Origin of the sequence: Agathobaculum sp. LCP25S3_E8 (genome assembly GCF_052117165.1) — a bacterium.
GTDB lineage: Bacteria > Bacillota > Clostridia > Oscillospirales > Butyricicoccaceae > Agathobaculum.
The window spans coordinates 1-25,502 of record NZ_JBQKJR010000046.1 but is presented as its reverse complement, the minus strand read 5'-3'; the positions used below and the strand labels follow the sequence as shown (position 1 = coordinate 25,502).

The following is a 25,502-nucleotide window of genomic DNA, read 5'->3' as shown; positions in this document are numbered from 1 at the left end:
TACATGAACATGAAGCATCTGGAGGCGACCGTTGAGGATGCCTCCATTGCTGGCTGACTTCATTCATAACAGAGTCTGCGAACTAAAGTGCGAAAAATTCTTGACACGACCTACATCTTTTTTGTTTAACAGAAGATTAAGTTCATTTAGTCGAACAACCTTGATCTGGTATTCATCCTCCTGCGGCCACGGCTTGTCTAGATATTCCTTTGCGCTGACCAGATGATTTTGCAGCCGCGCAGTACATACAATATACTTTTCTCGGTTAACCGCATCCAATAAAAAGAATTTATTCGTTACATTCAGAGGCAGCATCTTCCAGCAACTGAATTACCGTCCTCTGTCCGGTATGCTTCTCGCAAATCCAGCCCTGCACGGTTTGTAGCAGGGCTTTTACTTCGTTTGGATCGAGCTGTGTGATGTTCGCCAGCAAGAGGTATTCATCTATAGTGGTGACTTCGATTTCCAGCGGCTGCTTACCGTCGATGTATTCCTCCTGCACCCGCTTTGTATCTATGATAATACTCTGTGGTCGCCAGAGATCATTCCCTTGTGGTGGAGAGACTAGCTTGTCCGTCAAGCCCATCAGGTAGCTCACGGATACGCCAAAGTAGTTTGCAAGTTTATCCCATGTCCCCTCGTCGCGCGGGGAGCGGGTGCCGTTCTCATAGCTGGACAGCATGCTCTGTGAAAGACCTACTTCATCCGCGACTTTTTTCACTGAATCGCCCTTCTTTTGTCGGAGTTCCTTAATCCTGTTCATTTGGCATTCCTCCTTGCCGCTATTATATAACAGAATGTTTACAAAGTCAACTCTTATTGATATTGATATTCCCGCTTTGAGATATTACAATATAAATAGGGAATGAGGATGGCGTTTGGAAAACAAGACCGGAAGGACAGCGGTCAGGCTGCGCGGCGGCGTGCAGCGCGGAAGCCGCAGGCGCAGGCCTGCACCGCCGGGGTGGGCGCGGCGAAGCCGCGGCCGTCCCCCGAATTAGGCCCCCTGCTTCTAACAGGGGGGCATAAAAAACAACAATCAGGCTCTTATAACAAGGCAAAAACCCTGATGGTGTCTGGGGTTGTGGTATTTTGCACGGGCTGTAATATTTGGGGACAGATATCAAGTTGCACATTCAAAAACCCAATTACTGATGGGAGGGATTGTATGGGACAAACTTGGATGGAAGACTTCAAAGCACAGCAGACGGCTCTGGGGGTGACACAGGGGCAGCTTGCGGATATGGCAGGGTTTTCCCGCGGCTACCTCAACCGCCTGCTCAACGGAAGTCAGGAATTGCCCGAACGATATAAGGCGCGGCTCGCTGCTGCATTGGAGAAGCTGCAGCCGGGCGCTATTACAGTGAAAATCGACTATGTACGCATCCGCTTCCCTACGCTGAATGTCCAAGATGTGGTCGAAAACGTCCTGTGGCTCAGGATGCGGCATCTGGGGCAGCAACCGCGCGGCTTCTATGGATATACTACCATGTTCTATATTGGGGACATAGTTGTTATGATATCGCCGTATGAGGGACGCGGCACACTGTTAGAACTCAAAGGCAAAGGTTGTACCCAATTCAGCGCCTATCTGAACGGACAGGGTCGCAACTGGAATGCATTCTTCCAGCATTGCCTTGATGCAAAGGGCGTATTCAAGCGGTTGGATATCGCTATAGACGACAGCGCGGGCTTTCTGGATATCTCAAAGCTAGCAGAAAAATGTGACCACGGCGAATGCGTTACACGGTTCCGTCGTTATGAGGTGTATCAATCGGGTAGGGATGCCTATCTTGAGGAACAACGGCTGGAACAAGAGCGATGGGAGGCATGCCTCGAATTGATGCAGGACACAGGCTTTGGGGACGATCCCCTACTTTTGAAGTCCGTCGAGCCTCTTTTGCAAGAGGAGGTAAAACCCACCGCACGGAAATGCCGATCAGGGCATACGCTTTATATCGGCTCTATGCGGTCCGAAGCGTATTTTTGCATCTACGAAAAAGACTACGAGCAGTTTGTCCGACACGGTATCCCGCTCAACGAGGCAGAAGCCAAGAACCGCTTTGAGATACGGCTGAAAAACGAAAGGGCATATCTCGCGGCAAAGGATTTTATTGCTGGCGGCAACCTGATTCAGACGGCATTTTCTATTATCAACCACTATGTGCGCTTTGTGGACAAGGATGGAACCAAGCCACGTACACGCTGGCCAACGGATCGGGATTGGGCACACTTTATCGAGACGCATCGGGGCAGGCTGAAGCTGACAAAGGGGACGCAACCGTTTGACTGGTTGCGTATACTGGACTGGCTATCCAAGCAGGCTGCACCAACCGTCAAGATGCTGATGGAACTCGACCGGATACAAGGGACACACGTTGTTGAAGAAATGATCGGCAACGCCGTATTGACGGAACGGCATGAACAAATCATGCAGGAAATACTTGCACAAATGGAAACGCAGCGGCGATCCGCACCCAAATTATGAACCTTGGAAAGAAGGGATATCGGAATGGTGGAACAGGCCAAAGGAGCGGTATAGCTGCGGACGTTTGAAAAATGTCTGCACCTGTACCGCTGTTTTTATTTTGAAAATGGGAAAACAACATCGTAGGAGGTATTGCATGGCAGAAATCTTTATCCCGGTCTATGAACAGTACACACTGACAATCAAAGAAGCAGCCTGCTATTTCCGCATCGGGGAAAACAAGCTGCGGCGGCTGGCTGAGGAAAACCCGGATGCGCCGTGGTTGATTATGAACGGTAACCGCATCCAAATTAAGCGCAAGATGTTTGAACAGATGATAGACAAATTGGATGTCATCTGACAGGGATTGCCTTGATACGCTATTGGATATGCTACATCAAATATAAGAAGAAGGGCTGCGTTTTTACTATCCCTGTGGTATAATCAATGTGTCGTATCAAGGCTCTTTCCCTAACAGACGGAAAGGAGCGGATACCATGTCGGAAAAACGGCGCGATTCGAAAGGCCGCATTTTGAGGACTGGGGAGAGCCAGAGAAAAGACGGAAGATACCTTTACAAATATGTGGACGCAAACGGGAAACCCCAATCCGTGTATTCATGGAAGCTGGTTGCAACGGACAAAGTGCCTGCCGGCAAACGGGATTGCATTGCCCTGCGCGACAAAGAGCAGGGGATACACAAAGACCTTGCAGACGGTATCAGCACATCGGACAGCAGGCTATCGGTAAGTGAATTGTACGCGAGGTATACCACCCTACGCGGCAATGTCAAACGAAGCACAGAGGCAGGCAGAAGGTACACTGCAAAGTTGATTGCGCAAGACATGATCGGCGCAAAGGCGATTGGCAGTGTAAAGCCGTCCGACGCACAGGAATGGGCGCTGCGGATGCAGGATAACGGATACACCTATCGTGTGATCAACAATACCCGGCGTTCGCTGAAAGCCGCGTTCCAAATGGCGGTATCGGACGGATGGCTGCGGAAGAACCCGTTCGACTTTGCACTAAACACTGTAATGAAGAACGAGGTAAACGTACGGACGGCATTGACCGAAGAACAGGAACAGGCGCTGACCGGTTTTATCAAGCAAGACAAGCCGTATAGGCGGTATTATGATGAAATCATGATCCTGTTAAAAACCGGGCTGCGTATTTCCGAGTTCTGCGGGCTGACGGTAAACGATATTGACTTTGAGGATGGTGTTGTGAACATCGACCACCAGCTCCTTTGGGAAAAGGGGCGGGGCGGCGGATATTATATTGACACCCCGAAAAGCAAAAGCAGTATCCGCAAAGTCCCCATGAGCGCAGAAGCCTGTAAAGCCTTTGAACGTGTGATAGCAAGGCGCGGTGAACCGGAACCGTTCATGGTGGATGGGTACAGCGGGTTCCTGTTTGTAAATGAATTCGGTGAACCATATCCTGCACACCACTATCAGGAAGTGTTGCACCGTATTGTGCAGAAATACAACAAAGGGCATGATGACAAACTACCCAATATTACGCCACATGTGTTGCGGCATACGTTCTGCACCCGGCTCGCCAATAAAAATATGAACCCGAAGAGTTTACAGTATATCATGGGGCATTCGGATATCAATATCACGCTCAACCTGTACGCCCATGCGTCGATTGACAACGTAAAGGCCGAAGTGGTAAATTTGATCGCCTGACTGCTACTGATGTACTGTGTACCACGACTTGTACTACTTTTCGCGGCGAAGTTATAAAATGCAGGGCGAAGAAATGTAAAGTATCTTCTGTGAAAAGTTTTATAAATCATTGATAGCATTGCACTTTGCGGGCATTTAACAGCTTATATGAAGTTTGTGAAACAAAATGATTTGTTTTATGAAAAGAACCGCCTTTGGGCGGTTCTTTTCTTGTTTTATTGCGTCTTGCGGCGCGGGAGAGGACGGAGCAAAAAAAGGATGCCATGCGGCATCCTTTTTATGCACAGGGCTGTGGATGATTTTGTGATATCAGGCAGTGGTCTGCGCACGGCTGGAAAACACAAGACCAAGCAGCAAGCCGATGAGCGCGGGCAGTACCCAGCCGAAGCCTGTCTGCGTCAGCGGCAAAGAGGCGACCGCATTTGTCCAGAGCGGGATAGACAGACCGCTTTGTGCCAGCGCTTCGGTCACGCTCTGTACGCAGGTCAGTCCGACGGTCAGCGGATAGACCAGACGGAACATCGCCAGCTGCGGCACAAAGGACAGCGCAATCAGCACGATAGCCGCCGGATAGATTGCGTTCAGCACGGGCGTGGACAGGCGAATGATGCCCGCAAGCCCGATATTGGAGACGACCATGCTGGCCACAGAGAAAAATGCCGCAAATGCGCGGTAGGACACGCGCGGGAACAAGCCGTGGAAGTAATCGCTGACACAGGAAATCAGACCGATGCAGGTATTCAGGCATGCAATGAGAAAGATTGCCGCAAGCAGCACACGTCCGGGCGTGCCAAACAGCGCATAAGCGAGGAAGGAAAGGGTATCGGCGCCGGATTCGCCGAGCGGGAAGGCCGCGCCTGCCAGTGCGCCCGCGTGCGTAAGCATCGCGTAAATCATGAGCAGCAGCGCACCCGCAATCCAGCCCGCGCGGATGGTGCCGCGCACGACCTGTCCGTCCTCCTCGATGCCCTTGGCGCGAATGTTGAGCGCAATGACCGCACCGAAGTTGAGCGCTGCGATGGTGTCCATCGTCTGATAGCCGCCGAGAAAGCCCGCCGCAACCGGCAGCGAAGCATAGTTCGGCTGCACCGAGCCGTAGTGCGCCGCGACCGGCGCAATCAGGCAGCCCGCAAACAGCATGACAATCAATACAATCAGCGTCGGGCACAAAATCTTGCCTAAACGGTCGGTCAGCTTGTCCGGCCGCAGTGCGACAAGGAACGCGACCGCGAAGAACACCACCGAATACACGGCCTGCTTTGCCGTGCCGCCGCCGATGATGGGCGCGAACATCTCGAACGAGGTGCTGGCCGTGCGCGGAATGGCAAGGCACGGACCGATGGACAGATAAATGAGCAGCGTGAATACTGCGGCAAAACGGGGATGGACCCGTCCGGCGAGAGCGGAAAGGCCACCCGATCGCGCCACTGCAATCACGCCCAGCACAGGCAGGCCGATTGCGCTCATGGCGAAGCCGAGAAAGGCCGGCCAGGCGGCACTGCCGGCCTCGGCACCGAGAAAGGGCGGGAAAATCAGATTGCCCGCTCCAAAAAACATGGAAAACAGCGTAAACCCGACGAGAAGCAGGTTTTTGCCGTGCAGCTTTTGCATAGAAAAGTTCCCCCTTACATGACTCAACCTTATTATACCCGATGGGGTGGCTTTGTCAAACAAAACCCGGCGGAATAACAAAAAAGACCGCACAGAGCGGCCTTTTTTGCACATAAATGGTTACTTTTTCATAATGTCCTCGTCATGCGCGGCGCGTGCCACGATACCGGACAGGAACAACAGTGCAATCAGGTTGGGGAACACCATCAGGCCGTTAAACAGGTCGGACAGATTCCAGACCAAATCAACCTTGAGCGCGGAGCCGATGACGATGCACACCACAACGATGGCGGCGTAAATCTTGGTGGCCTTTTGACCAAACAGGGCCTTGACATTGGTTTCACCGAAGAAGTACCAGCCAATGATGGTCGAGAACGCAAAGAACAACATGCAGATTGCAACAAAAGCGTTGCCGAATGAGCCGAGCGCAAAGTTGAATGCCGCCTGCGCCAGCGCCGTGCCTTGCAGACCACCGGGCACGCCTGCCTGCAGCTGGCCCGAGGTCAGGATGACCAGTGCGGTCAGCGTCAGCACGATGAAGGTGTCGATAAATACGGAAACAATGGCAATTTCGCCCTGATCCTGCGGCTTGTCAACCTTTGCCAGCGCATGTGCGTGCGGGGTGGAGCCCATGCCGGCCTCGTTGGAGAACAGGCCGCGCGCCACGCCGTAGCGCATGGCTTCGCGCACGGTGATGCCGACCGCACCGCCGAGAATGGCCTGCGGGTCAAACGCCGCAACAAAGATGGAGCGGAGGGCGGGGATAATCGCGGCGTGGTTGATGCACAGGATAACAACGCAGCCGACCATGTAGAAGCCGGCCATCACCGGCACGACCTTTTCGGTAAACGCCGCGATGCGGCCCACGCCGCCGAGGAAAATGAACGCTGCAATAATCGCACAGATAACGCCGATGATGCGCTTATCTACGCCGAAGGCATTCTGGAATGCCTCGCTGATCGAGTTGGCCTGCACCATATTGCCGGTAAAGCCAAGTGCAAAGATAATCGCAATCGAGAAGAAAACTGCGAGGAACTTGCCGAAACCGCCGGTAAAGCGTGCCCGAATGTAGTAAATCGGGCCGCCGGTCACGTGTCCTGACTGGTCGACCGTTTTGTACTTCTGCGCGAGTACGGCCTCGCCGTAGATGGTGGACATGCCGAAGAACGCGGAAAGCCACATCCAGAAGATGGCGCCCGGGCCGCCGGAGTAGAGTGCGGTGGCTGCGCCCGCGATGTTGCCCGTGCCGACCTGCGCCGCAATGGCGGTAGTCAGCGCCTGAAACGGACTCATGCCGTCCTTACCCGCTTTTTCACCGTTGAGTGAAAAGTGGCCAAACAGCCGCTTCCAGCCTGCGCCGAACTTGCGCACCTGCACAAATCGCGTGCGGATGGTGAAGATGATGCCGGTGCCTACCAGCAGATACAGCAGTACGCTGTTCCACACGATGTCGCTGATCTTGCTTACAAGATCCGCCAGTTGATCCATTGACATTTTACCTACATACCCCTTTTTCTGTTTTTGCGGCAAACAAAAAGAGCCAGAACCCTGTTTCAGGGTCTGACTCTGAAAGAACGGCCGGACAGCGCGGCAGAAAACGCAAAAAAAGCGCCCGCCTTGCGCTGTGGTTCGCACTCTGTCCTTTTGCCTGAGAGATTGGCGCGCGGTTTCCCCGACCGTACGCTTTGCACCTTCGGCAGCTCCCTGCGGAGCGTTCTCCAGAGTCACATCCATTTACAGTCCCCATCCGGAAATTCCGGACGCCTGAGAGTTTTGCTCCTTCGGCAAGCCAGACGGCTTTTTCCTGCAAACTTCGTTTGTCGCTTATGCTCTTAGAATACCAGTGTATCATCCCGTGCGTATGCTGTCAAGTATTATCCATTTCTGCCGTTCACTGACGGTTCATCAGTTTCTTGACAAGCTGTGCTATAATATAAAGGTTAAAGAATGCGATTTCCGAAAGGAGGAACATCAACATGAACGATGCCTTGCAGCGTCTGCTGGATACGCTGACGGCCTTTCTGGCGGAAAATCCGCTGGTCGGCGCATGGTACACGACGGTGGTCCGCTTTGTGTTTCCCATCCTTGCGCTGATGATTCTGGTCGGTGCGATCCGCTCGCTCTGGAAGGTCAAGCACCCGGACGAGGTCTGGGGCTATCTGGGCATGGCAAACGGCGTGCGCCTGCCCATCACCCATTGGGAAAATATCATCGGTCGCGCGCCCTCGTGCGACGTGCAGATTGAATACCCTTCGGTTTCGCGGCAGCACGCCGCTCTGATCCGTGAGGATGACGGCAGCTGGACGGTGTATGACCTCGGCTCCAAGGGGGGCGTGACGGTCAACGATCTGCCGGTGGACGAATACGCCGTGGTCGAGGACGGAGACACCGTCGCTTTCGGCGGGATTCCGACCATGTTGGTGCCGATCTCGGTGGAGGAGAAGCGCGAGCAAATGGTCGAGCGCCGTATCGAGGGCCGGCCTGCGGGCATGTGGGGCTCACTGGTGCTGCTTACACTGTTTCAGGTACTGACCGCCATACAGTTGATTGTGGCCGCGGGAGACGAGGCGACCGTCACCATTCCGATGACTTTTCTGGTGCTGACGCTGGTTTGCTGGGGCTATTTCATCATTCTGCGCTCGTTCCGGCGCATTGGCTTTGAAATGGAAACCATTGCGTTTTTCCTATGTACGTTGTCACTGGCCGTCACCGGTTCAAAGGTGCCGGAGGAGATGCCCAAGCAGCTGATTGCGATTTTGATGGGGCTTGCCATTTTCCTGATTCTCGGCTTTTTCCTGCGCGACCTGACGCGCGCGCAAAAGGTGCGCTGGTTTATGGGCGCGGCGGCGGTCGGCCTGCTGGTCATTACGCTGCTGATTGGCTCCAGTCAGGGCGGCGCGAAGGCGTGGCTGCGGCTCGGTCCGCTGTCCCTGCAAACCTCAGAGATTGCAAAGATTTGTTATATTTTTGCGGGCGCTGCGACGCTCGACCGCTTGTTTAACAAGCGCAACCTGTGGATGTTTATTGGTCTGACCGGTATTTGCGGCGGCTGTCTGGCGCTGCAAAACGACTTCGGTACGGCGCTGGTGTTCTTTGTGACATTCCTTGTCATCGCATTCCTGCGCTCGGGCGACTTTGCCGTGCTCGGCTTGATTTGTGCGGGCTGCTTCGGCGGCGGCATGGTCATGCTGACCGTCAAACCGCACGTTGCCGCGCGTTTTGCTTCGTGGGGCCACATCTGGGAGGATGTGTACGACGCGGGCTTTCAGCAGACCCATACGCTGACCGCGGCTGCGTCCGGCGGCATGATTGGCGTGGGCGCGGGCAAGGGCTGGCTGAGCGGCCTGCCTGCGGCGGATACCGACATTGTATTCGGTATGCTGTGCGAGGAATGGGGCCTGATTATCGCGGTGCTGACCATCCTGTGCATCATCACGCTGGCCGTGTTCGCGGTGCGCGCATGCCGCGCGGGCCGGTCGAGCTTTTATACGATTGCAGCCTGCGCCGCAACCAGTCTGCTGGTGTTCCAGACCTGTCTGAACGTGTTCGGTGCGGTCGATATCCTGCCGTTTACGGGCGTAACCCTGCCCTTCGTGTCGAACGGCGGTTCATCCATGCTGTCGGCATGGGGCATGCTCGCCTTCCTCAAGGCGACCGACACGCGGCAGAATGCGTCCTTTGCGGTCAAGCTGCCCTCGCGGCGCGAACTGCGCGGGGAGGTGGACTAAATGCGGAAAATTGAAAAACGCGGTGTGTTCTGTCTGATTCTGGCCGCGCTTTTGGGACTGGGACTGGCGGTTTTCTGTTTTCAGTTTGTCGTGGACGGCGGCGACTGGGCCTCCTATCCCTATAACCGGCATCTGTACAGCAACTCCGGCCAGCTCAAGGGCGGCACCATCCTCGACCGGGACGGCGATGTGCTTTCCACGCTCGACGAAAACGGCAACCGCATCTATTATCCGGACGGCGACATCCGCCGCGCGACCCTGCACGCGGTGGGTGACCCCGCAGGCAACATCGGCGCGGGCGCGCTGACCGCCTTCGCGGATAAGCTGTCGGGTTACAACCTGCTGACCGGCGTATATTCGCCGCTCGGTACGGGCAACAACCTGTATTTGACCATCGATGCTTATCTCAACAACATCGCCTATCAGGCGCTGGGTGGCATGAGCGGCACGGTGGGTGTGTACAACTATAAGACGGGTGAAATCCTGTGCATGGTTTCGACCCCGACCTTTGACCCCGCCGACCCGCCGAACATCGACCCGGATGACCCGGCGTGGGACGGCGTATATGTCAACCGTCTGCTGTCGGCAAACTCGATTCCCGGTTCGATTTTCAAGGTGGTAACGCTCAACGCGGCGATTGAAAATCTGCCCGATTTGTTCACCCGCAGCTGGAACTGCACCGGCTCGGTGGAAATCGGCGGCGACGTGGTCACCTGTCCGTATGCGCATGGCGAGCAGGATATTGAGGACGCGCTTGCCAACTCCTGCAACGGCGTATTTGGTCAGCTCGCGGTCGAGCTGGGCGGCGACATCATGCAGAAATATACCGATGCTGCGGGTCTGACCGAGGCCATCAAGGTCGATGGCGTCAACACCTCGGAAGGACACTTCAACTTTGACGGCAACGACAACCAGCTGGCATGGGCAGGCGTCGGTCAGGGTGAGGATACCATGTGCCCCATCAATATGATGCTGTATATGGGCGCAATCGCCAACGGCGGCAAGGCGGCGATGCCGCGTCTGATTGAGAAAACGACCACGGATTACGGTCTGCCGACCGGTCTGTACTTTGCGCACAAGTCCTCCAAACTGATTGAGGAGGACACGGCTTCGACCATCGCGGATATGATGCACAACAACGTCATTGAAACCTACGGTCAGGACCGTTTTCCGGGCATGGACATCTGCGCCAAGTCCGGCACGGCTGAGGTCGGTGCGGACAAGACGCCGAACGCCTGGTTTACCGGTTTCCTGCGAGATGAGGCCACGCCTTATGCCTTCATCGTGCTGGTGGAGAACGGCGGCGGCGGTTCATCGGTTGCGGGTACGGTAGCCTCCAAGGTGCTGACCGCGGCGGTCGAAAAAGGATACTAACAAAAAACGGCTTCCTTCCATTTCGGAAGGGAGCCGTTTGTTTTTTCATGCCGGACGAAACCAGCCGGGGACGATATTCTCCCGCACTGCAAGGTCGCGGAAGATGGCTGCCGCCGCATCCTCGTAGGCGCGTGGGTCATTGGCTTTTTTGAGCCGCTTGCCGTGCTTTTCGCTGTTTTCAAACAGATTGAGATGATAGAACCAAATCTCTTTCATGCGCAGCATGGCGATGCGCGCGTCACCGAAAGCCTCGCAGTAGCGCGCATACAGCGCATCGTGAAAGGCGCGCAGCGTTTCGCGGTCCGCGCGCGGACCGCCCCGCAGGCGGGTGACCAGAGAAGGGTCGCCAATCAGTCCGCGCCCAATCATCACAGCGGGCAAATTGGAATAATGAACGGCGACAGCCTGCGCGTCTTTTTCGGTTACGATGTCGCCGTTATAACATACCGGCATGCAGCACTTGGGCAGCGCGGCGGCAAAGTCCGCTTCGCGCACCGTACCCTTATAGAAATCCTGCCGCACCCGCGGATGGATGGTCAGCTCCGCAACCGGATAGCGGTTGTAGATTTCCAGCAGGCGAGCAAACTCTGCCGGGTCGTGCATTCCCAGCCGTGTTTTGATGGAAATGCGTGCGCGCGTGGACGAAAACACCGCATCCAGAAAGCGGTCGAGCGCATCCGGGTTACCCAGAAAGCCCGCGCCCTTGCCCTTGGCCGTCACCGTACCGGACGGACAGCCGAGGTTGAGATTGACCTCCGCGTAACCCATATCGGCCAGTGCGTTCGCCGCCCAGATGCAGTCTGCGGCGGATTTGGTCAGCAGCTGCGGCACGGCGGGGACGCCGGCATTGACTTCGGGCGCAATATCGCGCTTCTGGCGCGGGGTAAACCGCTCGGCTGTGGTCGGGGTGATAAACGGCATAAAATATTTGTCAATCCCCGGGAAATATTCGTGGTGCGTGCGGCGGTAAACCGCGCCGGTTACCCCCTCCATCGGGGCAAAATAGTAGCGCATGGGCAAACCTCGTTCTTTTCGTTCTGCTGTCTATTATACCGGGGTTTCCCTTTGTCCGCAAGCGCTCAGGAGCGGGATTTTGGCCGCGCAATGAGTGCAAACAGACAGCCGAATACGATGGCGGCCGCGATGCCGCCCGCCGCGCCTGTCACGCCGCCGGTGAACGCACCCAGCAGGCCGCTTTCCGCGACCGCTTTCGCTACGCCCTTGGCCAGCGAATAGCCGAAGCCCAAAAGGGGAATGGTCGCGCCTGCGCCCGCGTAGTCCACGACCGGCTGATACAGCCCAAAGGCTTGCAGCGCTACGCCCAGCACGACCAGACTGACCAGAATGCGCGCCGGGGTCAGCTTGGTTTTGTCGATGAATATCTGGCAGACCGCGCAAATCGCACCGCCCACCCAGAATGCATTGACATATTCCATCCAGTTCATGCGTCGCTCCTTTCTATCACAACCGCGTGACAGATGCCGGCAATCGGCTGGCCCTGCTGTACCGAGGTCGGGCTCATCATCGCGCCCGTACCCGCGAACACCAGCCGTCGCATCTTGCCGGCCTGCATATCGCGCAGCAGCGGCCCGCACAGCACCGCCGCCGAACAGCCGCAGCCAGAACCGCCCGCGTGCGCGTCCTGTTCGTCGCCGAACAGCAGACTGCCGCAGTCCGAGTAAACAGGGGAGAGGTCGATGCCGTCCGTGCGCAGGAGGGTCAGCAGCAGGTCCGCGCCGACGTGGCCGAGGTCGCCGGTGACGATGCAGTCAAAGTCGGTCGGCTGCGCGCCGAGGTCGGAAAGCAGGGTGGAAATGGTGTCATAGGCCGCGGGGGCCATTGCCGCGCCCATGTTATTCGCGTCCTTGACACCCATCTCGACCATTTTACCAAACAGCACGTGTGTCACCCGGATGCGTCCCGTACCCTGTGCGCTCAGTACGGCTGCGCCTGCAGCGGTTGCCGTCCACTGGGCGGTTGGGGCACGCTGGCCGCCGTAAGCAAGCGGAAAGCGGTACTGCCGCTCAGCCGAACAGAAATGCGAGGATGCGGACGCCAGCAGACGGCGCGCGGCACCCCCTTCGACCAGACAGCCGCCCAGTGCCAGCCCCTGTGCCATGGTCGAGCACGCGCCGTACTGACCGAGATAGGGTGTGTCCGAATCAACCGAGGCGAGGAATGAGCCGGTGCACTGGTTGAGCAGATCGCCCGCGAGAATGACGTCCAGATCGCCCTTCTGCAGCCCAGCCTTGTGCAGCGCCAGATTGATAGCAGTTTTTTGCAGCGCGCTTTCCGCCAGTTCCCATGACTTCTGCTTCATGCGGTCGTCCTCGGTGACAAAGTCGAAATACGCGCCGAGCGGACCTTCGCCTTCCTTTTTGCCGACTGCCGCCGCGTGTGCGATGAGATAAGGGCGGCCCGTCAGGTGCAGCGTGCGCTGCCCGATGTGTTCGATCATGCGCCGCCGCCCCCTCCCAGCAGCACGAGCACCAGTCCATAGATTACGCTGGCCGAAATACCATAGGTTAACACCGGTCCGGCGATGACAAACAGCTTTGCGCCTACGCCAAGTACCAGGCCCTCGCTTTTAAATTCCATTGCGGGCGAAACAATCGAGTTGGCAAAGCCGGTAATCGGCACAATGGTACCTGCGCCCGCGTGCTTGGCCAGCTTTTCATACAGATGCAGACAGGTCAGCAGCGCGCCGAGAAATACCATGGTGATAGAGGTCGCAGCGGCCGCGTCCGTGGTGTCCAGTCCGCGCCACTGCCAGAAGTTGCTCACCGCTTCGCCCACCGTGCAGATCGCGCCGCCGAACAGAAATGCCTTGAGGCAGTCGAGCGGCAGCGGCGACGGTGGGCTTTTCTGTTCCAGCAGACGCTGATAGCTCTGCTTATCCAGCTTCATAATCATGCTCCTTCCGGTTTTTGTGCTATTTTGTGCAAAAGACGGAAGTTTATCCATGGAGCGCAAAAGATTGCGCACAAGCATGATCTGTGTATTACTGCGCATACTGATTGCATCCCGGAAAAGCAAAGGAGAGAGCAAACTATGGTCGAGCAGGATACCATTAAACTGCTGCGTGAGTGCGACGCAGGCATTAAAATGGGTGTGGCATCCATTGACGAGGTGATGGAGTATATTAAAAGCGATACGCTTCGGCAGCATTTGGAGAAATGTCGAAACGAGCATGTCAAATTGCAGGATGAAATACAGGTGTTGCTGGACGAATATCATGATGACGGCAAGGAGCCCAATCCGATCGCCAAGGGCATGTCGTGGATGAAAACCAATGTTAAGCTGGGCATGGACGAATCCGACCATACCGTTGCCGATCTGATGACGGACGGCTGCAATATGGGTGTCAAATCGCTGAACCGATACCTCAATCAATACGAGGCCGCCAGCGAGAAAACCAAGGACATTACCAAGCGGCTGATCCATCTGGAGGAGCAGCTGGCAGACCAAATGCGGGAATTTCTGTAATACAACTCTGCGAAGAATCCGTTAGACATTAAAAAACCGCCCCAAAGGGCGGTTTTTCTGTTATCCCAGCTTTTCCTTGCGCTCGCGCCCGTCGCGCAAAAGTGCGGTCAAGGTTTCGCGGTCACCCGCACGAATGGCGCGGCGGTATTCGTCCAGATGCCGGATGATTTCGTCAATTTCAGTGGCAAGCGGCTCGGCGTTGCACAGGAACAGCTCGCTCCACATGGTCTCGTTGAGCTTTGCCACGCGTGTCAAATCCTTGTAACTGCCGGCGGAGTAGCCGTTGTGCTTGTCCGCCTCCGGGCTTTTGATGTAGGCTGAGGATACGACATGCGCCAGCTGTGAGGTGAACGCTATCATCTTGTCGTGCTGTGCGGCGGTGCAGCGCACAGTCTGCCCGAAGCCGAGCGACATGAAATATGCTTCGAGCTGCTCCAGCACGCGCTCGGTGCTGCTTTCCGTCGGCACGAAAATCATACTTGCACCGTCAAACAGCGTCGGCAGAGCGAAATCCAGACCGGAAAATTCACGGCCAGCCATCGGGTGTCCGCCGACAAAATGTACGCCCGCGTCCAGCGCGGCTTTATCGAGATGATCGACCATAAACTGCTTGACGCCGACCATGTCAACCACAACGCAGCCCTTCTTGAATTTCGGCATATTTTCCAGCAGCCAGTCCACCGTCGCCCGTGGATACAGGCCGATGATAACCAGATCGGCTTCCTTATAGAGCGCTTCGGTGGCGATGGCGTCAATTGAGCCGTCCGCGAGCGCCTGTTCGGCGGTGCGGCGGGTGCGGTTCCAGCCGAGGACACGGCTGAGCGTGCGCGACTTGATGGCCTTGGCCATCGAGCCGCCCATCAGACCGAGGCCGGCAATCAGTACGGTGTCAAACATAGGGGTCACTCCTTATTTCTGGGGTTTACGCGGCAGATATGCCGCCAAATCGGGGTAATGCGGCAGATGATGAACACAATCAGCGCACCGGCGAGGTTGAGTATCAGGTCGTCCACGTCGCACGAGCCTGCACCGGTGTAGACCTGCGTGACCTCGACCGCCGTGATGCCGAGGGTCAGCGTTGCCGCGAAGAAAAATATGCTGCGCTGCCAGCGGAACAGCGCGGGCAGAAACACGCCCATGGGCGCGAATGCAACCAGATTGCCCAAAAGATTGAGAATCACCAGCCGCAGCGAGATATTGCCATAGCCATAGGCAATCAGGTAGTTTTTAATCGTGCGCAGCGGCTCGAGATTGACCGCATCCAGCTGCGCGTGCATGGAAATGCCGCGGCCGAAGGCGTTGTCAAAAAACAAGACGTTCGCCAGCACCCACAGGTAATACCAGAACAAAAGCAGCATATAGTCGTGCCGCCGTTTGCCGCGCGCGCCTTTGGGTACGCCGTAAAACAGCGCAATGCCGAGCAACACGACAAACGCCGCAGCGAATGCGAATTTCTGCTCCGGCCCGACGATGTATTCCGGCGCAAGCTCGTAATACAGGTTAAAGCAAAGCAGGGCGGCGGTCGCAACGACCGCCAGCCTGCGAATCAGGGTTTTCAAAACAGGTTATTCCCTTTCTTACAGGTTTTCTGCTTCGCGCAGCCAAAGCGCGGCGCACGCGTCCGACGGCATACGCCAATCGCCGCGGGGCGACAGCGTAATGGTGCCGACCTTGGGGCCGTCCGGCAGGCAGGAGCGCTTGAACTGCTGCGAGAAGAAGCGGCGCAGGAAGGTAGTCAGCCATTTCTTGATGGTCGCGTCATCATACGCACCTGCAAAGGTCTTGCGTGCGATGCGGTAGATTTTGCGAGGCGAATAGCCAAAACGCAGCATATAATAGAGGAAAAAGTCGTGCAGCTCGTACGGGCCGACCAAATCCTCGGTTTTCTGGCTGATTTCGCCGTCCTTGGGCGGCAGCAGCTCGGGGGAGACGGGCGTATCCAGCACATCGCATAGCACATCACTCAGCTCACCCAGCGTGCGGTCGGCCTCGTAGGCCACCAGATAGCGCACCAGCGTCTTGGGGATGGAGGCGTTAACGCCGTACATCGACATATGGTCGCCGTTGTAGGTCGCCCAGCCAAGTGCCAGCTCGGACAGGTCGCCCGTGCCGACCACCATGCCGCCGTGCTTGTTGGCGAGGTTCATCAGCACCAGCGTGCGCATGCGCGCCTGTCCGTTTTCAAACGTCACCGAGAGGTCGTCCTTGCTCTGGTCGATGTCGGCAAAGTGCTGGTCGACCGCAGCTTTGATGTCCACGGTCTGGAGCGTCACGCCGTAAGCGTCCGCCAGCTTTTCCGCGTTGCCGCGCGTGCGCGCGGTCGTGCCAAAGCAGGGCATGGTCACCGCGAGGATACCCTTGCGGTCAAGCCCCAGCATATCAAAGGCGTGCACGGCGACGATGAGCGCAAGCGTGGAATCCAACCCGCCGGACAGGCCGATAACCGCGGTTTTCGCGTGCGTATGGCGCAGACGGGTCGCAAGGCCGGTGGCCTGTAAGGTCAGAATCTCCTCGCAGCGCTCGTCGCGCAGCGTCTTGTTTGCAGGCACAAATGGGGTGCGCGGGAAGCTGCGGTCGGTGAGGTCGCAGTCCGACATGGGCAAATGGAAGGAAAACTCGCCGGTCGGCACACTTTGGAAGGTGTTCATGCGCTGCCGCTCATGCGCCAGACGCTGCAAATCAATGTCGGCATAGGTGATGCCGTGGGTGAACATGCGGCTTTCGGCCAGCAGCGCGCCGTTTTCCGCAATCAGGTTGTGTCCCGCGAATACTAAGTCCTGCGTGGATTCTCCAAAGCCCGCGTCCGCATACAGATAGGCGCACAGCAGACGGCCGGACTGCTGCCGCACGAGGTCGCGGCGGTAGGCGGCCTTGCCGATGATTTCATCCGAAGCGGACAGGTTGGCAATGATATACGCACCGCCCTGCGCCAGCATGGTCGAGGGCGGATTGGGCACCCAAAGGTCCTCACAAATTTCCACGCCGAAGGTAAACAGCGGCGCGTCCTCACAGGTGAACACCTGCCCGGTCACGACCGGCACGCAGACGGCCTCGCCGCTGCCGTTTCGCACGGTTACGCCCTCCATGCCGTCCAGCAGTTCGCCGGAAACGAAGTGGCGCTGCTCATAAAATTCGGAATAGTTCGGCAGGTGCTGTTTGGGAACAAAAGCCAGTATCTCGCCCCCGCACAGAACAGCCGCGCAGTTGTACAGCTTGCCGCGCACGCGCAGCGGCAGGCCGACCAGTACGACGGCCTCCAACTTAGCCGTTTCGCGGCAGACCGTTTCGAGTGCGTCCAGCGCGCCGTCCAGTAGGCACTCCTGCAAAAACAGGTCGCCGCAGGTGTAGCCGGTCAGGCAAAGCTCGGGGAACACGATTAAGCGCGCACCCTTGGCTGCGGCCTGTTTTGCCTGCTCTATGATTTCGGAAGCGTTATAGGCGCAGTCCGCTACGCGCAAATCGGGCGTTGCGGCAGCGATTTTGACAAATCCATCCTGCATTCCAGTATTCCTCCAGATAATTCAGATATGGTTAGTATACCCTTTTTTGCCCCGATACGCAAGGGATTTTGCCTTGTGGCGGCTGGACACGACACGGAAAGACAAAAAAGCGCCGTCCACCTGCCGAAAAGACAGGGAGGACGGCGATATGTCACTGGAAGGGATGTATTCAGCCGACACAGCCGAACAGGAACGCAGCGCCCGACAGCAGGACCAGCCCTGCGATATTGGCCAGCGTAAACACCAGCAGATAGCGCGGCAGCGAGGCGTTTTCCGCGCGTAAGTACAGCTTGAGCGAGATGAGGCTTGCCAGCGACGCAATTGGCGTACCCAGACCGCCGATGTCCACACCAGCCAGCAGCGCGCGCCAATTGTCGGTAAAGCCCGAGAGCAGCACTGCTGCAGGCACGTTGCTGATAACCTGACTGGCCAGCACGCTGGTCCAGTAAGTGCTGCGTTCGAGCAGCAGCTCGAGCGCGCTGCGCACCGCGTCAATGCGGCCGATATTGCCTGCGAAAATGAAGAAACAGACAAAGGTGAACAGCAGCGCATAGTCCACGCGTGCGAACAGGCCGCGTGCAAACAACAGCAGGCACAGGGCGACCGCTGCGGTTGTGATGCCGTAATGCAGCACATGTACGACCGACAGCAGACACAGCACGAACAGCAGGCACAGCAGCAGAAACAAGCGCGGCTGCGCAATATGCTCCTGCTGAGGGAATGTGATTTCGATGGTCTCACCCCGCGTCCACAGCGCGGCGACCGACAGCGCAACCAGACTGACCAACGTCATCGGCAGCACAACGCGCACAAACGCGCCGAAACTCAGCCCGTAATACGAGCAGAGGAACAGGTTTTGCGGGTTGCCGACCGGGGTCGCCATGCTGCCGAGGTTGGCGGCCAGCGTTTGCAGCACAACCACGCGGATGAGCGCCTCCATGCGGCCGATATGGCCGAGCACCAGCACGGTAAACGGGACGAAGGTGATGAGCGCCACATCGTTGGTGATCAGCATGGAGCAGAAAAACGGCAGTAGTACCAGCGCAAGATACAGCAGCCGCAGCTGCTTGCGGCCGGTGAGCAGGCGCTGCGCCAGCACGGTAAACAGGCCGCATTGCTGCAAACCCGCCACCACTGCCATCAGGCAGAACAGCAGGCAAAGTACGCGCAGGTCAATGTACCCGGCATAGGCGGCGTCGGGCGGTACGGCCAGCATGGACAGCAGGGCGCACACAAATGATATCACCAGTACGGCTTCACGTCGGGCAAAGCCGCCCAGTTTGGTCAGAAAGGGATACATAACAGGGCCTCATTTCCGGAATTATCCGTATATGAAATACAAAAGGACAAAACAAACGGCAGGTATTGCTTTTAGCAATACCTGCCGGGTTTCAGACAGCTTGCAACCCTGAAAGGGCCGGCCGAGCAATCGGAAAATTACTTGAGCTCAACCTTAGCGCCAGCAGCCTCGAGCTTCTCCTTGATCTCGTTCGCTTCAGCTTCCGGAGCAGCTTCCTTGATGGTCTGCGGAGCGGAGTCAACCTTCTCCTTGGCTTCCTTCAGGCCCAGGCCGGTGATCTCACGAACAACCTTGATAACGTTGATCTTGGAGGAACCAGCGTCAACCAGAACAACGTCGAAATCGGTCTTAGCGTCGGCAGCAGCAGCGTCACCAGCGCCAGCAGCAGCACCTGCAACGGCAACCGGGGTAGCGGATACGCCAAATTCTTCTTCCAGAGCCTTTACCAGCTCGGAGAGCTCCATAACCTTGAGCTCTTTTACAGCTTCCATAATCTCTGCAACAGTCATGGGATTAAACCTCCATTTAAGTTATTTTTAAAATTTGTTTGATTACTCCGCAGCGGGAGCCTCTTCAGCGGGAGCTTCCTCCGCAGCCGGAACCTTCGCGGCAACCAGATCGGCTACCTTCATGTCCTCGTTGCCCTCAGCCTTCTTAACGATAGCATCGCAGGCAATAGCAAGCTGCATAATGGGGAAGTTGAAGCTGTACAGTACCTGAGCGATAAGGACTTCCTTGCTCGGCATGTTGGCCAGCTTCTTGACCTCGGCCTCATCGATTACCTTGCCTTCCAGGTAACCAGCCTTGATCGTGAAGTTCTCGTGGGTCTTGGCGAAGTCACCCAGAATCTTAGCGGGTGCGATCACGTCGTCCGTGGTCGAAATCGCCAGCGCGGAAGTGCCGTTCAGGTGCTCTTCCAGAGCGTCAAAGCCCAGTTCCTTCGCCGCAAAGCGGATCAGGGTGTTCTTGATGACCATATACTCAACGCCTGCTTCACGCAGCTGACGGCGGAGCTTGGTATCATCCTCAACGTTGATGCCCTTGTAATCGACCAGCACGCCGGCCGGAGAATTCTTGATCTTCTCTACCAGAGACGCAACCAGAGCCTTCTTCTCTTCCAGAACCTTTGCATTCGGCATCTTTTTCACCTCCTAAAAAATAAAAGTACCCTCCCGGTGCAAAGACACAGGGAGGGTACACAGAAAACCCATAAAGATGGTAATTATCCATTCCGTGTTGACCTCGGCGGGCGGCGAAAACGCCTTTAAAGCCTTATGGCTGCCTGCTGTCTTTGACCAAGCTCATATATTATATCGAAAATAAATGAATCTGTCAAGCATAAATGAAAGAAATTATCGTTATAAAAAGGAAAATTATAAACTCTGGTAAAAAAGAACAAGAATAGAAAGATATTTACAATCTTGTTGTGCAAATAAGAAAAATATGTTAAACTGAGCTTGAAAATAACAAAAGGGGGAATACCATGCGAACATTATACAAACGAGTGCTGAGTCTTGTGTGCGCCGGACTGATGCTGCTGCCGGTGGCGGCGGGCGCAGCAGGCGGCACGCAGCGGCAAAGTATGGCGATCGGCGGCACGATGGTCTATCTGGAAATGGGTGCAGGGCGCACAGGTGAAGTTACGCTGGCCAATAACCGCCTGTTCCAGACACAGTCGGCCTCCGGCCATGTCAACGCCAAGGCATCTGAGGGCGGAAAAACCGTGGTCGCTTCCATCAATGGCGGCTATTTTGACGCTTACAGCGGTGGCGCGACGGTTTACGCGACGGTCATCCAAGGTGGCGAAGTGGTCAACGGCGGCGGTGAAAAGCCGACGCTGGTTTTCACTTCTTCCGGCAAGCCGTTAATTGACCGCGTTAAGATTGAGACGAAAATCGCGTTCCGCGGCGAGGACAGCGCAACCGTCACAGCATACTCGGTCAACGATTACAACGCGAACAACGCATGGGCAAGCTACCTGCTGACGCCGGTATACGGACGGGCGGTGAACGTCGCCTCCGGTGCGCGCATTATTACCATTCAGAACAGCGTTGTAACGAATATTCAGGTTGGCGGTACGGTGCCCGCTCTGTCGTGGGGCACGACCGTGCTGGTTATCAACCAGAGCGCATGGAACAACATGGTGACTTACACGCTCGAGCCGCAAATCGGCAACGACGCGGTGCGCAAAACGGTATACACGCCGCAGCATGACAGTGCTTCCGAGTGGACGGATATTGTCAACGGTGTGGGCGCAGGCCCGCTGCTGCTCAAGGACGGCGTCAATGTCTGTGATCAGAACAGCGATTTTACCGATCCCAAGCAGTCTCCGGATTACGTTTCCTCCCGTTCGTTCGCGGCAATTATGAGCAACGGCCAGCTGGTGCTGGGCAGTGCGTCGAGTGCGTCCATGCGCAGTATCGCCAATTATCTCAAGGGGCTGGGTGCAGTGGATGCGATGGCGCTCGACGGCGGCGCGTCGACCTTCCTGAGCATCGGCGGTTCGACCGTGCAGAGTGCGGGCCGTTACCTGACCAACGTGCTGCATATTGTGGACTATGCTTCGGGTACGCTGCCCAAGGGCATGCAGCCGCGCGACTTTGATACGCCCTCCGGTTGGGCAGCGCAAACGGTTGTTGATGCAGCAAACGCAGGTATTGTACCGGATACGCTGCAAAATGGCTATCAGAAGAACATCACCCGTAAGGAGTTTTGCCAGATTATCGATGCGCTGCTGCATAAAAAGATGACGGATTACGATAATGCGCTCTATCTGACCGGTATTTCGTACAATGATGCTCGTGCAGCGCTGACCGACACCTGGGATGCAAGTGTCCTCGCCTGCTACCGCTTCGGCATCATCAACGGCGTAGGCAACAACAAATTCAGCCCGAACGAGAGCCTGACCCGTGAGCAGGCGGCGAAAATCCTGATGGGCGCGGATAAGCTGCTGGGCGCATCGTCGAGCGGCGCGGCATCTACCTCGTTTGCCGACGCAGCACAGATTTCGTCGTGGGCGACCGAGGGCATCAACTATGTTGTCTCCGAAGGCATCATGAACGGCACAGGTGAAAACAAGTTCGACCCGCAGGGCCTGTTCACTCGCGAGCAGGCGATTGCAACAGCATACCGCATGCTGTAACAATTGCATAAAGGCAACAAAAAAGCACGCTGGAAACAGCGTGCTTTTTATTGTTCATGAAATCTGTATCAGACAGACGCTTACGCCATCAGCTTGGCAGCGTTGACCTTAACGCCGGGGCCCATGGTGGAAGCCACAACACAGGAGCGGACGTACTGGCCCTTGGCAGCAGCCGGCTTCGCCTTGATAATCGCGCCCATCAGTGCGTCGAAGTTGTCCTGCAGCTTCTCAGCGCCGAAGGAAGCCTTGCCGATCGGGCAGTGGATGATGTTGGTCTTGTCCAGACGATACTCGATCTTACCAGCCTTGGACTCCTGAACCGCCTTGGCAACGTCCATGGAAACCGTGCCGGCCTTCGGGTTTGGCATCAGGCCCTTAGGACCGAGCACGCGGCCCAGACGGCCAACCAGACCCATCATGTCCGGGGTAGCGATAACAACGTCGAACTCAAAGAAGTTCTCCTTCTGGATGCGCTCCATCAGGTCCTCTGCGCCAACGATGTCTGCGCCGGCAGCCAGCGCCTCGTCTGCCTTCGCACCCTTGGCGAAAACAGCAACGCGGACATTCTTACCGGTGCCGTGCGGCAGTACGATTGCGCCGCGAACCTGCTGGTCGGCGTGACGGGAGTCAACACCCAGCTTGACGTGCAGCTCGATGGTCTCGTCAAACTTGGCCTTGGCAGTGGAAATAACGGTGGAAAGCGCTTCTGCCGGATCGTACAGCTTGGAACGATCAATGGTCTTTGCGCTGTCTACATACTTTTTACCTTTATGCACAATAAATCCTCCTTAAGTGGTAATGCGGGAATAGGCTAAACCTAACCCTCCCACTTTGACCGGCGCCTGCAAAAAGCGCGGTCAAAATCCATTCAGCTTAACTTAAAACTTATTCCTCGACGGTGATACCCATCGAACGGGCGGTGCCTGCGATCATGCTCATCGCAGCTTCCAGAGAAGCAGCGTTCAGGTCGGGCATCTTGGTTTCCGCGATCTTCTGGCAGTCAGCCTTGGACAGCTTGGCAACCTTGGTCTTGTTCGGAACGGCCGAACCGGACTCGATGCCGCAGGCCTTCTTAATGAGGACCGGCGCCGGGGGAGTCTTGGTGATGAAGCTGAACGAACGGTCGGCATAGACCGTGATAACAACCGGGATAATCATACCGGCATCGTTCTTGGTGCGCTCGTTGAATTCCTTGGTGAAGGACATGATGTTCACGCCGTGCTGGCCGAGGGCCGGACCTACCGGGGGAGCCGGGGTTGCCTTGCCTGCGGGAATCTGGAGCTTAATATAACCTACTACTTTCTGTGCCATGTTGAAAGGTTCCTCCTTCAATAAATGTGGTAATTGGCGAGTCCCTTATGCGGGAGCTCTCCCACTTGCCGCGCGCCTTCCGCGCGCATTTCCGGCGATATGCCGAAAGAATGTTTTACTCGTCGAGCGTCTCGACCTGGTCAAGTTCCAGCTCGACAGGGGTTTCGCGGCCGAACATGGAAACCGTGACGTTAACCTTGTTCTTATCCGCTTCCACCGACGATACTACACCGATAAAGCCGGCCAATGCGCCGTCGATGACGCGCACGCTGTCGCCGGGTGCGTAGTTTACCTCGATCTCACGCTTCTCCACGCCCATCGCGGCGATCTCATCGTCCGTCAGCGGGATGGGTTTGGAGCCGCCGGACTTGTCCTGTCCGACAAAACCGGTGCAGCCGCGGGTATTGCGAACCAGATACCAGGTTTCGTCAGTCATAACCATTTTGACAAGTACGTAGCCAGGGAAGAGCTTGCGCTCCACCTCGCGGCTTTTGCCGTCCTTCACTTCCGTGACCGTTTCGGTCGGGATGTTGACGGCGGGGATCAGGTCATGCAGCTTGCGGTTTTCGACCGCTTTTTCGATCGAAGAGGCCACTTTGTTTTCGTAGCCGGAGTATGTGTGCACCACATACCATTTTGCAGCGTCTGACATAAATGCCTCCTTTTAGGCGGCGAAAGCGTTGAGCAGCGTCTGGACGCCGAGACCGAACACGATATCGAGGACCCAGATGAAAATACCGATCAGGATGACGCAGGCAATCACAACCAGCGTGTTGTTCACCGTCTGCTGGCGAGTGGGCCATACAATCTTACGGCACTCGCTCTTCAGCTCGCGGAACCACTTGCCGATACGCGCAAAGAGACCGGGCTTTTTCGCCTTGGTTTCTTCAGCCATGAAGCTACTTCCTTTCTCTTACTTCGTTTCGCGGTGCAGCGTGTGCTTCCGGCAGAAACGGCAGTACTTGTTCATTTCCATACGGTCCGGGTTGTTCTTCTTGTTCTTCATTGTGTCATAGTTTCTTTGCTTGCACTCGGTGCAGGCCAGCGTAATTTTCACGCGCATAAATAACGGCACCTCCTTTTAATATTCGTCCCTTCCCGTGCCCCTTTGGCCGGGCGCGGGACAATTTGCCTCCCTTTGCCAGTGTTCCGGGCCCTTTTTCCGAGACACGCGAAAAATGGGCGCAAAAAAAAGAACCTGCATAGGTTCTTAAAGTATAGCATGGAGAAAACCGGCGGTCAAGGGTTTTCGAGAAAAAAGTGCTGGTTTTTTTGCGTTTTTGTGATATACTTAGCTTATTACACAACATATAGGAGTATTCGCATGCGTATTTTGGGTATTGATTACGGGGATGCGCGCACCGGTCTTTCAATTTCGGATGCGTCTGGGTTTCTGGCCGGTTCGCCGAGCGTCATCCACGAATGGAATTACGACAAGCTGCTCGACAAGCTGACGGCTTTCATCGCGGAAAACAAAATCGAGGAGATTGTGCTGGGCTGGCCGAAAAATATGGACGGCACGGCGGGCGAGCGTGCGCACAAGTGCGAAGCGTTGGCCGAAACGCTCAGAGAGCGCACCGGGCTGCCGGTGACGCTGTGGGACGAGCGTCGCACGACGGTCGCGGCGCATGACATCCTGCATCAGACGGGCAAAAAGGCGAAAAAACACCGCCAGACGGTCGATGCGGTCGCGGCGAGCCTGATTTTGCAGGGCTATCTGGATTTCAAACGCCGGCAAAACTGAAAAACAGGGAAAAGAGGGAAACCCGTGGGGTTTCCCTCTCAGTCTGTCGAAAAAGTCCAGCAAAAGCTGGGCTTTTTCGTTTGAGCGCGGTAAAATAGGAATAGGTGGTGAGAGCAATGCTGGAACGAGGAAAAATGGATCGGGA

The 25,502-nt window shown here is 56.3% G+C and carries 26 protein-coding genes, 1 riboswitch and 1 other annotated feature; of the genes, 8 read left to right on the top strand and 18 right to left on the bottom strand.

Annotated elements, in window-relative coordinates; genetic code table 11:
- Positions 1–289: 289 nt before the first annotated feature.
- Positions 290–763 carry a helix-turn-helix domain-containing protein gene (locus tag ACTQ34_RS13515; protein ID WP_441364270.1) on the bottom strand — a complete coding sequence of 158 codons (474 nt, stop codon included), beginning with the start codon at positions 761–763 and terminating at the stop codon, positions 290–292.
- A 405-nt stretch (positions 764–1,168) separates the two neighbouring features.
- On the opposite strand from ACTQ34_RS13515, the gene ACTQ34_RS13510 reads away from it, so the two are divergent.
- The 3 genes from ACTQ34_RS13510 (at position 1,169) to ACTQ34_RS13500 (ending at position 4,161) form a co-directional block, all read left to right on the top strand.
- Entirely contained in the window at positions 1,169–2,488 is a 1,320-nt protein-coding gene (locus tag ACTQ34_RS13510) for a replication initiation factor domain-containing protein (protein WP_441364269.1), read from the top strand.
- A gap of 136 nt (positions 2,489–2,624) precedes the next feature.
- Complete coding sequence (locus ACTQ34_RS13505; protein ID WP_441364268.1) at positions 2,625–2,828, top strand: excisionase; 204 nt, start codon at positions 2,625–2,627, stop codon at positions 2,826–2,828.
- Positions 2,829–2,964: 136 nt separating this feature from the next.
- Positions 2,965–4,161: a tyrosine-type recombinase/integrase gene (locus ACTQ34_RS13500; protein WP_441364267.1), complete on the top strand. Its 1,197-nt coding sequence runs from the start codon at positions 2,965–2,967 to the stop codon at positions 4,159–4,161.
- A 309-nt stretch (positions 4,162–4,470) separates the two neighbouring features.
- Here ACTQ34_RS13500 and brnQ read toward each other — a convergent pair whose 3' ends face one another.
- Positions 4,471–5,772: a branched-chain amino acid transport system II carrier protein gene (brnQ, locus tag ACTQ34_RS13495; protein WP_441364266.1), complete on the bottom strand. Its 1,302-nt coding sequence runs from the start codon at positions 5,770–5,772 to the stop codon at positions 4,471–4,473.
- Positions 5,773–5,892: 120 nt separating this feature from the next.
- Positions 5,893–7,260 (bottom strand): alanine/glycine:cation symporter family protein, encoded by a 1,368-nt coding sequence (locus ACTQ34_RS13490; protein WP_441364271.1) that lies wholly within the window; start codon positions 7,258–7,260, stop codon positions 5,893–5,895.
- A gap of 138 nt (positions 7,261–7,398) precedes the next feature.
- Positions 7,399–7,504, bottom strand: a riboswitch (glycine riboswitch).
- A gap of 244 nt (positions 7,505–7,748) precedes the next feature.
- On the opposite strand from ACTQ34_RS13490, the gene ACTQ34_RS13485 reads away from it, so the two are divergent.
- Both ACTQ34_RS13485 and ACTQ34_RS13480 read left to right on the top strand, forming a co-directional pair.
- Positions 7,749–9,500 (top strand): FtsW/RodA/SpoVE family cell cycle protein, encoded by a 1,752-nt coding sequence (locus ACTQ34_RS13485; protein ID WP_441364265.1) that lies wholly within the window; start codon positions 7,749–7,751, stop codon positions 9,498–9,500.
- Positions 9,501–10,874, top strand: coding sequence for a penicillin-binding transpeptidase domain-containing protein (locus ACTQ34_RS13480; protein WP_441364264.1), 1,374 nt, complete (start codon positions 9,501–9,503; stop codon positions 10,872–10,874).
- Positions 10,875–10,919: 45 nt separating this feature from the next.
- On the opposite strand, the gene ACTQ34_RS13475 is transcribed toward ACTQ34_RS13480, so the two are convergent.
- The 4 genes from ACTQ34_RS13475 to spoVAC form a co-directional block, all read right to left on the bottom strand.
- The gene (locus tag ACTQ34_RS13475) at positions 10,920–11,888 is read right to left on the bottom strand and encodes a tRNA dihydrouridine synthase (protein WP_441364263.1); all 969 of its coding nucleotides are present in this window, start codon (positions 11,886–11,888) and stop codon (positions 10,920–10,922) included.
- Between the two features lie 65 nt (positions 11,889–11,953).
- On the bottom strand, positions 11,954–12,310 hold the full coding sequence (gene spoVAE, locus ACTQ34_RS13470; protein WP_297275926.1) for a stage V sporulation protein AE: 357 nt from the start codon (positions 12,308–12,310) through the stop codon (positions 11,954–11,956).
- 5 nt (positions 12,311–12,315) lie between these two features.
- Positions 12,316–13,332: a stage V sporulation protein AD gene (locus tag ACTQ34_RS13465; protein ID WP_441364262.1), complete on the bottom strand. Its 1,017-nt coding sequence runs from the start codon at positions 13,330–13,332 to the stop codon at positions 12,316–12,318.
- Positions 13,329–13,781: a stage V sporulation protein AC gene (gene spoVAC / locus ACTQ34_RS13460; RefSeq protein WP_441364261.1), complete on the bottom strand. Its 453-nt coding sequence runs from the start codon at positions 13,779–13,781 to the stop codon at positions 13,329–13,331. The genes ACTQ34_RS13465 and spoVAC overlap by 4 nt, the downstream gene beginning before the upstream one ends.
- A gap of 144 nt (positions 13,782–13,925) precedes the next feature.
- Between spoVAC and ACTQ34_RS13455 the strand changes: the two genes are divergently transcribed.
- Positions 13,926–14,360: a hypothetical protein gene (locus tag ACTQ34_RS13455; RefSeq protein WP_441364260.1), complete on the top strand. Its 435-nt coding sequence runs from the start codon at positions 13,926–13,928 to the stop codon at positions 14,358–14,360.
- A gap of 60 nt (positions 14,361–14,420) precedes the next feature.
- On the opposite strand, the gene ACTQ34_RS13450 is transcribed toward ACTQ34_RS13455, so the two are convergent.
- The 6 genes from ACTQ34_RS13450 to rplJ form a co-directional block, all read right to left on the bottom strand.
- Positions 14,421–15,257: a prephenate dehydrogenase gene (locus tag ACTQ34_RS13450; protein WP_441364259.1), complete on the bottom strand. Its 837-nt coding sequence runs from the start codon at positions 15,255–15,257 to the stop codon at positions 14,421–14,423.
- A gap of 5 nt (positions 15,258–15,262) precedes the next feature.
- Positions 15,263–15,919, bottom strand: a complete 657-nt coding sequence (locus ACTQ34_RS13445; RefSeq protein WP_441364258.1) for a VanZ family protein — start codon at positions 15,917–15,919, stop codon at positions 15,263–15,265.
- A gap of 18 nt (positions 15,920–15,937) precedes the next feature.
- Positions 15,938–17,860, bottom strand: a complete 1,923-nt coding sequence (locus ACTQ34_RS13440; RefSeq protein WP_441364257.1) for an NAD(+) synthase — start codon at positions 17,858–17,860, stop codon at positions 15,938–15,940.
- A gap of 169 nt (positions 17,861–18,029) precedes the next feature.
- Positions 18,030–19,160, bottom strand: coding sequence for an SLC13 family permease (locus ACTQ34_RS13435; RefSeq protein WP_441364256.1), 1,131 nt, complete (start codon positions 19,158–19,160; stop codon positions 18,030–18,032).
- Between the two features lie 137 nt (positions 19,161–19,297).
- Positions 19,298–19,669, bottom strand: coding sequence for a 50S ribosomal protein L7/L12 (gene rplL, locus ACTQ34_RS13430; protein WP_297283565.1), 372 nt, complete (start codon positions 19,667–19,669; stop codon positions 19,298–19,300).
- Positions 19,670–19,711: 42 nt separating this feature from the next.
- The gene (gene rplJ / locus ACTQ34_RS13425) at positions 19,712–20,299 is read right to left on the bottom strand and encodes a 50S ribosomal protein L10 (protein WP_297274718.1); all 588 of its coding nucleotides are present in this window, start codon (positions 20,297–20,299) and stop codon (positions 19,712–19,714) included.
- A gap of 10 nt (positions 20,300–20,309) precedes the next feature.
- Positions 20,310–20,473, bottom strand: a sequence feature (ribosomal protein L10 leader region).
- 170 nt (positions 20,474–20,643) lie between these two features.
- Here rplJ and ACTQ34_RS13420 point away from each other — a divergent pair.
- Complete coding sequence (locus ACTQ34_RS13420) at positions 20,644–22,302, top strand: S-layer homology domain-containing protein (protein WP_441364255.1); 1,659 nt, start codon at positions 20,644–20,646, stop codon at positions 22,300–22,302.
- Positions 22,303–22,382: 80 nt separating this feature from the next.
- Here ACTQ34_RS13420 and rplA read toward each other — a convergent pair whose 3' ends face one another.
- The 5 genes from rplA to rpmG all read right to left on the bottom strand — a co-directional run bounded on the left by rplA (position 22,383) and on the right by rpmG (position 24,676).
- Positions 22,383–23,078, bottom strand: a complete 696-nt coding sequence (rplA, locus tag ACTQ34_RS13415) for a 50S ribosomal protein L1 (protein WP_441364254.1) — start codon at positions 23,076–23,078, stop codon at positions 22,383–22,385.
- A 109-nt stretch (positions 23,079–23,187) separates the two neighbouring features.
- Complete coding sequence (gene rplK, locus ACTQ34_RS13410) at positions 23,188–23,613, bottom strand: 50S ribosomal protein L11 (RefSeq protein WP_373165578.1); 426 nt, start codon at positions 23,611–23,613, stop codon at positions 23,188–23,190.
- A 115-nt stretch (positions 23,614–23,728) separates the two neighbouring features.
- Entirely contained in the window at positions 23,729–24,265 is a 537-nt protein-coding gene (gene nusG, locus ACTQ34_RS13405; protein WP_373165580.1) for a transcription termination/antitermination protein NusG, read from the bottom strand.
- Positions 24,266–24,277: 12 nt separating this feature from the next.
- A complete protein-coding gene (secE, locus tag ACTQ34_RS13400; RefSeq protein WP_302666095.1) occupies positions 24,278–24,508 on the bottom strand; it encodes a preprotein translocase subunit SecE in 231 nt (76 codons plus the stop codon).
- 18 nt (positions 24,509–24,526) lie between these two features.
- Positions 24,527–24,676 carry a 50S ribosomal protein L33 gene (gene rpmG, locus ACTQ34_RS13395; RefSeq protein ID WP_125116025.1) on the bottom strand — a complete coding sequence of 50 codons (150 nt, stop codon included), beginning with the start codon at positions 24,674–24,676 and terminating at the stop codon, positions 24,527–24,529.
- Positions 24,677–24,937: 261 nt separating this feature from the next.
- Between rpmG and ruvX the strand changes: the two genes are divergently transcribed.
- Positions 24,938–25,357 carry a Holliday junction resolvase RuvX gene (gene ruvX, locus ACTQ34_RS13390; protein ID WP_441364253.1) on the top strand — a complete coding sequence of 140 codons (420 nt, stop codon included), beginning with the start codon at positions 24,938–24,940 and terminating at the stop codon, positions 25,355–25,357.
- Positions 25,358–25,502 lie beyond the last annotated feature (145 nt).

Bases quoted from the DNA above. Each gene is read 5' to 3' on its own strand.
- ACTQ34_RS13515 (WP_441364270.1), bottom strand. From the start codon at position 763: ATGAACAGGATTAAGGAACTCCGACAAAAGAAGGGCGATTCAGTGAAA.
- ACTQ34_RS13510 (WP_441364269.1), top strand. From the start codon at position 1,169: ATGGGACAAACTTGGATGGAAGACTTCAAAGCACAGCAGACGGCTCTG.
- ACTQ34_RS13505 (WP_441364268.1), top strand. From the start codon at position 2,625: ATGGCAGAAATCTTTATCCCGGTCTATGAACAGTACACACTGACAATC.
- ACTQ34_RS13500 (WP_441364267.1), top strand. From the start codon at position 2,965: ATGTCGGAAAAACGGCGCGATTCGAAAGGCCGCATTTTGAGGACTGGG.
- brnQ (WP_441364266.1), bottom strand. From the start codon at position 5,772: ATGCAAAAGCTGCACGGCAAAAACCTGCTTCTCGTCGGGTTTACGCTG.
- ACTQ34_RS13490 (WP_441364271.1), bottom strand. From the start codon at position 7,260: ATGGATCAACTGGCGGATCTTGTAAGCAAGATCAGCGACATCGTGTGG.
- ACTQ34_RS13485 (WP_441364265.1), top strand. From the start codon at position 7,749: ATGAACGATGCCTTGCAGCGTCTGCTGGATACGCTGACGGCCTTTCTG.
- ACTQ34_RS13480 (WP_441364264.1), top strand. From the start codon at position 9,501: ATGCGGAAAATTGAAAAACGCGGTGTGTTCTGTCTGATTCTGGCCGCG.
- ACTQ34_RS13475 (WP_441364263.1), bottom strand. From the start codon at position 11,888: ATGCGCTACTATTTTGCCCCGATGGAGGGGGTAACCGGCGCGGTTTAC.
- spoVAE (WP_297275926.1), bottom strand. From the start codon at position 12,310: ATGGAATATGTCAATGCATTCTGGGTGGGCGGTGCGATTTGCGCGGTC.
- ACTQ34_RS13465 (WP_441364262.1), bottom strand. From the start codon at position 13,332: ATGATCGAACACATCGGGCAGCGCACGCTGCACCTGACGGGCCGCCCT.
- spoVAC (WP_441364261.1), bottom strand. From the start codon at position 13,781: ATGAAGCTGGATAAGCAGAGCTATCAGCGTCTGCTGGAACAGAAAAGC.
- ACTQ34_RS13455 (WP_441364260.1), top strand. From the start codon at position 13,926: ATGGTCGAGCAGGATACCATTAAACTGCTGCGTGAGTGCGACGCAGGC.
- ACTQ34_RS13450 (WP_441364259.1), bottom strand. From the start codon at position 15,257: ATGTTTGACACCGTACTGATTGCCGGCCTCGGTCTGATGGGCGGCTCG.
- ACTQ34_RS13440 (WP_441364257.1), bottom strand. From the start codon at position 17,860: ATGCAGGATGGATTTGTCAAAATCGCTGCCGCAACGCCCGATTTGCGC.
- ACTQ34_RS13435 (WP_441364256.1), bottom strand. From the start codon at position 19,160: ATGTATCCCTTTCTGACCAAACTGGGCGGCTTTGCCCGACGTGAAGCC.
- rplL (WP_297283565.1), bottom strand. From the start codon at position 19,669: ATGACTGTTGCAGAGATTATGGAAGCTGTAAAAGAGCTCAAGGTTATG.
- rplJ (WP_297274718.1), bottom strand. From the start codon at position 20,299: ATGCCGAATGCAAAGGTTCTGGAAGAGAAGAAGGCTCTGGTTGCGTCT.
- ACTQ34_RS13420 (WP_441364255.1), top strand. From the start codon at position 20,644: ATGCGAACATTATACAAACGAGTGCTGAGTCTTGTGTGCGCCGGACTG.
- rplK (WP_373165578.1), bottom strand. From the start codon at position 23,613: ATGGCACAGAAAGTAGTAGGTTATATTAAGCTCCAGATTCCCGCAGGC.
- nusG (WP_373165580.1), bottom strand. From the start codon at position 24,265: ATGTCAGACGCTGCAAAATGGTATGTGGTGCACACATACTCCGGCTAC.
- secE (WP_302666095.1), bottom strand. From the start codon at position 24,508: ATGGCTGAAGAAACCAAGGCGAAAAAGCCCGGTCTCTTTGCGCGTATC.
- rpmG (WP_125116025.1), bottom strand. From the start codon at position 24,676: ATGCGCGTGAAAATTACGCTGGCCTGCACCGAGTGCAAGCAAAGAAAC.
- ruvX (WP_441364253.1), top strand. From the start codon at position 24,938: ATGCGTATTTTGGGTATTGATTACGGGGATGCGCGCACCGGTCTTTCA.